A 5,509-nucleotide genomic window follows, 5' to 3' on the forward strand; every position below is an offset into this window, starting at 1 on the left:
TCCTTTTTCGTCCCCGTCTCGATGCCCTGAGCCCACATCGTGTATTGCCTGTTCCAGCATGTTGATCATGTTGAACATCTGCTTTTCCGACCACAGCAGGTCTATCGTGGTCATGCTTTGCACGTGCAGAGGCGCGTCTTGCAGGCATAAGAGTTCTGATAGCCGATCCATCATCTTGGTCACGTCGCATGTCCCTTGCCGTATGTGAGCCTTCAGCGTAGGACAACCGGCGGCCAAACTCTTTCGCCCAGAAGAGTTGCCAGGGTATGCGCCCTGAGCATGATCACTACTTGTGTCTATCCTTATTCCTATAAGTTATAATGTGTTGATTCGTTATAACTTACTGAGGCTGCATCCATGAGCGAACAGACACCACCAAAGGGCCGTCCCCGTGGCTCCCGTCAGGCACGACCGACACAACGCGAGAAGCGCGAGTATCTGCTGATCCTCCGAGAACGCGCCATGCGTGGCGATGTTGCGGCCATTCAAATCCTGCTGACCCTGGAGGCTTGATCCAATGACTTTTGATAGCAATCGCAGCATCCGTAAGCTGACCAATGGCGCGAGCGTCATGTTCTCTAACCGCGACTGGTCCGAAGTGACCAATACCGCCGTGCAGATGGGTGGGAAAGCCTGGCCGCTCGGCCTCGGGGTAGGCAAAGCAGCCGGTACTTTGCAGACGCGAGCGCTCGCCGTCTTCACGACTACTGGTGAACAGCTCATCAAGGTTCATGCCGACATGGATTTGAACCAAGCCGCCAAGGATCGCCGCTCCGTGGAGCTTCTGGATCAGGCTGCTGAGGCGCTGGCAGGCCCATACGCTGACTTGGCTGACGCCTGGAGTGCTGCCGCAGTGAGCGCGGAGAAGGGCTTTGATCCGACTCAGCCGCTCGATATGAAAGATGCGGTCAGTGCTGCACAGGACGTGGAGCTTCGTGGGATTGCTCGCGCACTGCCTGCGAATGAACGTAGTCGTTTGATGGCAGACGCCGCATCAGGCAAGCAGCCCGAGATCACCGCTGCCGTGCTGCGTGGTGTACCGATCGCTTCTGGTCTGACCGCTGATGCTTTCGGGCAATTGAAAGGGGCCGGAATCGTGGCTGCCAATCGCCCTGCGCTCGACACCATCCGCGCGATGACCTTCGTGTCGTTCGAGACTGAGCAGACGGTGAAAGCTATTGCCAAGTCGCTCATGGAAGTCGGAAAGGCCGGCCATCATGGCGCACTGAGTAAGGCCGTAGAAGGTCGCACTGATGCGCCGATGAAGGCTTATCTGGCGACACTCCCGATGGGTGCGTGATGGCTACCCGTGACGAGCGAGGGCGTTTCATCAAGGGGGTCTCAGGTAACGCCGCTGGGCGCCCCCCTGCCAGCCTCCGTCAGCGCCTACAGGAAGGCTCGCCAGGCATCGTGGAGAAGGTGCTGCAAATGGCTGTCGAGGGTGACGTGCAGGCCTGCCGCTTGATCCTTGAGCGCACCTGCTCCCCCATCAAAGCCCACTCCGACCCCGTGCGTTTTGATTTTGACGAGACCGCTCCACTGGCCGAACAAGCGCGAATGATCCTCAAGGCGGTATCGCTTGGGGAGCTGCCCACGGAACAGGGGGTCGCGCTGCTGAGTGGTATGGCGAGCGTCGCACGGATGGTTGAGCTGGATGAAATTGAGCGCCGCTTGGCCGCCATCGAGAACAAAGCCTGATTTGCAGGCAGGAACAGGCCCGCAGAGGGCAGGAGACACCCATGCGCATCAACCCACTGGCCCGCCGCCTTCAGCGCCTTGAGGCGCTCGATAAGGCTACCCACGGCCCTGATGTCATCTGCCTGACGGGGCGTGATCGCGTAGCCGAGGGCTATCAAGTCGGGGAGCGTGTCATCTTGCGTCGCGCTGGTGAGACGGACGCAGAGCTTGAGCAACGTGCAGCGGATGCGGCTCGTGTGGCATCTGGCATCGCGGTTATCGGAGCCATCTATGAAGCCTGAGCTGATGAAACGCCTGAGCGAGCTGGAAGCCCGACAGCACCGCGCCACCTGCCCTAACGGCCTAGCACCCTTCTACGCTGACCCCGAGGCGATGGCCGCTTTCTATCCAGATGATCCGCCGCCGTTGCCCGGCGACGATGACTAGCCCCCGCTGTGGGGCTTTTTTTGTGCCCGCTGAACGGCTGCGCTAATGTGCAACACATTGCAACGCAACAAGGTGCGCCGCCGTGCAACAGCATCAATTGACCGTCTCGCAAGCCGCCGAGCTATACGGCGTGGCCCGATCAACAGTGCATCGAAAACTCAAGTCAGGCCGCATGTCGTCTACGGTTCGTGGCGATGGTAAGCGGGTAGTCGCCCTGTCCGAGTTGATACGCGTAATGGGCGAACCTCACCAGGTCGAGGAAGCAGTGCAACAGGATGCACCGCCCGCTGAGGTGTTCAATGACATGCTTGAGGAGCTGAAAGCGTTGCGCTCTGAGGTGGCTGAACTGAAGGCCCACATGATGCGCCTGCCTGCCCCTGAGACGCCCGCAGCGGCCCCACAAGCGACTCCAGTCCCCACCTCCACCGATGACAAGCCTGTGAACTTGTTCGCCGCCGAGTTGGCTGCACTGCGTCGCAAACAAGGCACAGGGGAAACACAGTAAAACTGATGAGCGCGTGTGTTTCGTTTGGGTTTACTTGAGATGACACGCAAAGATGCGGGCTTATAACTAGATAATCTTATTAATGTGACACCCTAATGGTTACACTCTTTCTGAAACACCCTAAATGGAACAGGGAGAGTGACCATGCAAAAGGTGGCGCACATCTACATGCGAGTCAGCACGTCAGAACAAAGCACAGACCGGCAGGAGAAGGAGCTGGTATCGAAGGCCGAGGACCAAGGCTACTGCGTTGTCGGTACGTACAAGGATAAGGCGTCGGGCACCACACACGACCGCCCTGAGCTGCATCGCATGATCGCGGCAATACGCCCAGGTGACGTGGTGATCGCTGAGAAGATTGATCGCATTACCCGCGCCCCGCTGGCCGATGCTGAGGCGCTGATCGCACAGATAGAGGCAAAGGGCGCACGATTATCCGTGCCTGGCCTGCTGGATCTAAGCGACATTGAAGCCGAGGGCATGACGAGCGTCATATTGGATTCAATGCAGAAATTGATGCTGCGCATCGTGTTGCAGATGGCCCGAGACGATTACGAAACACGACGAGAGCGCCAGCGTCAGGGCATCGAGATAGCCAAAGCCAAGGGCGTCTATAAGGGCCGACCACGCGACGAAGAAAAGCGGGAGTTGGTACTGACGATGCTGGGGGCGGGGAAAGGCGTGAGGGAAACGGCGCGGCTCGCTAAGGTTTCACCGACCACGGTAACGCGCATCAAAAAGGAGCAGGCCAGATGACCGCGGTTGGCAGGGTGGTCGCCGCCAAGTATGATCGTTAAATGCTCATGTTTTTGAGTCGAAAACGAAAGAAGGCCACCTCCGCGAAAAGGTGACCTTCTATAGCCCGGTGTTAGCGCACCGCACTTAATGTCTGCTAGGACGAGAGCTGGTAGAGGTACAATTGTAGCACCCAAACTGCTCCGAAGCCCGTTGGGATTGCAGTCCGCATCGCGCTTCTAGGGGTTAGCCTACCAAAGGCCCGTTAGTACGTCCACGTACTAATGCGGGTTGGTGTGACCGTACCCTGCCGGCTCCTACAGGAGCCAGAATGAACAAGGCACCAAGCTGTGCCCCGTACCACCCTCATTGGACAGACAGGTCCAAGTCAGGCCGCATCAAAGCCCTTGCCGCTCGACTGCATCGGATTGGTCGTAACCACGGCATCATTCAGCGACTCAAGGACGCCCAGGGCTTCCAGCGTGAAGCTGAGGCGCTGTTGGTGAACGTCGCCTACTACGGCCAGCTAAATATCCAAGTGCTTGTGTCTCGAAGCAAGCGAACAGGCAGCCGTCACGTTATCCGCGTTCTCGATACCCTCGCAGCCGATGGATTGATTCGTCAGGAGATAGCACCGGCCCGCGCTGAGGGTGGCGTCACAACGTCCATCATGGCGACTGAGCGCCTGCTGGCGATGGTGGGCAGCCTATCCCCTGCCGAGATCAACACGACGCCTATCGAGCTTGTGGTGCTGCGTGACAAGGACAAGAACCAGCTTCCTGTGCCCGCTCGTGCCGCCCAACGCCTATCCCCTGCAATCCGCCGACTGAACAAGGTCATCGCCCAGCACGTCTACACGCTTGACGGTATCGAATATCCCGCGCCCCAATATTGCCGCATCTTCTCCGAGACGCTGGAGCAGGGTGGCCGCTGGTACTGCCATGCCCAGGGGCTGACCAAGGCCGAGCGCCAGCGCATCCTGATCGACGGCAAGCCGACTGTAGAGCTGGACTTTGCCAGCCTTCACCCTCGCCTGATCTACGCCAACGCCGGTATCCAGTACGACGCCGACCCGTACACGCTGCCAGGCATTCCCCGCGACGTTGCCAAGGTCATGTTCTTGTCGCTGCTGTATGACGAGTCAGTGGCCCGTGCTCGCTCAAACCTCAAGGGGCGGCAGATTCCCGCCCGCGTGGCCGCGTATGAGCGCCATGTTGCCGAGTACCAGGCATGGGCAGAGCTTCCCCCTGCTGATCGACCTGCACCGCCCAGACGCCCGCAGTGCCTCCATGACGGCTTTGAGCCGCTGGACGCAAGCATCGACGTGGATGCGGCGATAGACGCCTTCCTGTGCGCTCATGGGCCCATTGCTGAGGCGTTCGATGCCAAGGGGCAGGCGCTGGCAATCCAGTACGCTGACGCCCGCATTGCCGAGATTGTCTTTGCTGAACACGCGAAGCTGGGCCGCCCCGTTATCGGCATCCATGACTCGTTTATCGTGGCCGCTGAACACGCTGATGATCTTCGACGCATCATGGCTGACGCATACGCTCAGGTGACTGATGGCTACTCCTGCCCGATCAAGTGAAATGACAGTTTTCGCGCTTCTATCCCACTGTTATTAAAGAAAAAGGGCTTCTTATCGCCCCACATAGGGAGCGGCCGACTGGTGGCCTTGGTGTCTCCTCCTCCTGCCCTCCCGTCTCCCCCTCCCCGTTCCCCGTCTATGGATGGTGATTCAGCATCACAACGCGGTGATTCTCGTTCCGTTGACCGGCAATACTTCGACACTCCTGCTATCGCCTACACTGATCCTCGTTCCTAGTGGCACTGGGGAGTGCCCACTTAAGCCGTCATCCTTCATTGGGGTGGCGGCTTATTTGTATTGGCCGCAGCACCTGCATACGTTTGGATCCATGTTCGCCACTTTGGGCGCCAGGGTTTCTGGTGTTATCAATTCATACTTATGGTGACCCTCGGGGAATTCCTCACCTTCAAGCCTCCTTCTCTCTAGCTCCTCTTCTACTTTCCTTCGCTCATAAAACATCTCACTTCTCAGCTGCACCATTCCTTTTTCGTCCCCGTCTCGATGCCCTGAGCCCACATCGTGTATTGCCTGTTCCAGCATGTTGATCATGTTGAACA

9 protein-coding genes are annotated in these 5,509 nt (G+C 58.5%); 7 read left to right on the top strand and 2 right to left on the bottom strand.

The window, feature by feature from the left end:
• Positions 1 to 183, bottom strand: a 183-nt coding sequence (locus MSG32_RS17830; protein ID WP_248381101.1) for a TraU family protein, incomplete at its 3' end; no start/stop codon positions are given.
• 174 nt (positions 184 to 357) lie between these two features.
• Here MSG32_RS17830 and MSG32_RS17835 point away from each other — a divergent pair.
• The 7 genes from MSG32_RS17835 to MSG32_RS17865 all read left to right on the top strand — a co-directional run bounded on the left by MSG32_RS17835 (position 358) and on the right by MSG32_RS17865 (position 4,952).
• Positions 358 to 513: a hypothetical protein gene (locus MSG32_RS17835; RefSeq protein WP_248381104.1), complete on the top strand. Its 156-nt coding sequence runs from the start codon at positions 358 to 360 to the stop codon at positions 511 to 513.
• Between the two features lie 4 nt (positions 514 to 517).
• The gene (locus tag MSG32_RS17840) at positions 518 to 1,300 is read left to right on the top strand and encodes a hypothetical protein (protein ID WP_248381107.1); all 783 of its coding nucleotides are present in this window, start codon (positions 518 to 520) and stop codon (positions 1,298 to 1,300) included.
• 110 nt (positions 1,301 to 1,410) lie between these two features.
• Positions 1,411 to 1,698, top strand: a complete 288-nt coding sequence (locus tag MSG32_RS17845; RefSeq protein WP_248381110.1) for a hypothetical protein — start codon at positions 1,411 to 1,413, stop codon at positions 1,696 to 1,698.
• A gap of 41 nt (positions 1,699 to 1,739) precedes the next feature.
• Positions 1,740 to 1,979, top strand: coding sequence for a hypothetical protein (locus tag MSG32_RS17850; RefSeq protein WP_248381113.1), 240 nt, complete (start codon positions 1,740 to 1,742; stop codon positions 1,977 to 1,979).
• Positions 1,980 to 2,206: 227 nt separating this feature from the next.
• Positions 2,207 to 2,629, top strand: a complete 423-nt coding sequence (locus MSG32_RS17855) for a helix-turn-helix domain-containing protein (protein WP_248381116.1) — start codon at positions 2,207 to 2,209, stop codon at positions 2,627 to 2,629.
• A gap of 144 nt (positions 2,630 to 2,773) precedes the next feature.
• Entirely contained in the window at positions 2,774 to 3,385 is a 612-nt protein-coding gene (locus MSG32_RS17860) for a recombinase family protein (RefSeq protein WP_248381118.1), read from the top strand.
• 310 nt (positions 3,386 to 3,695) lie between these two features.
• Positions 3,696 to 4,952 (top strand): hypothetical protein, encoded by a 1,257-nt coding sequence (locus tag MSG32_RS17865; protein WP_248381122.1) that lies wholly within the window; start codon positions 3,696 to 3,698, stop codon positions 4,950 to 4,952.
• 288 nt (positions 4,953 to 5,240) lie between these two features.
• Here the strand turns inward: MSG32_RS17865 and MSG32_RS17870 are convergent.
• Positions 5,241 to 5,509, bottom strand: a 269-nt coding sequence (locus tag MSG32_RS17870; protein ID WP_248381125.1) for a hypothetical protein, incomplete at its 5' end; no start/stop codon positions are given.

The sequence above is a fragment of the Cobetia sp. 1CM21F genome (assembly GCF_023161745.1).
Taxonomy (GTDB): domain Bacteria; phylum Pseudomonadota; class Gammaproteobacteria; order Pseudomonadales; family Halomonadaceae; genus Cobetia; species Cobetia amphilecti.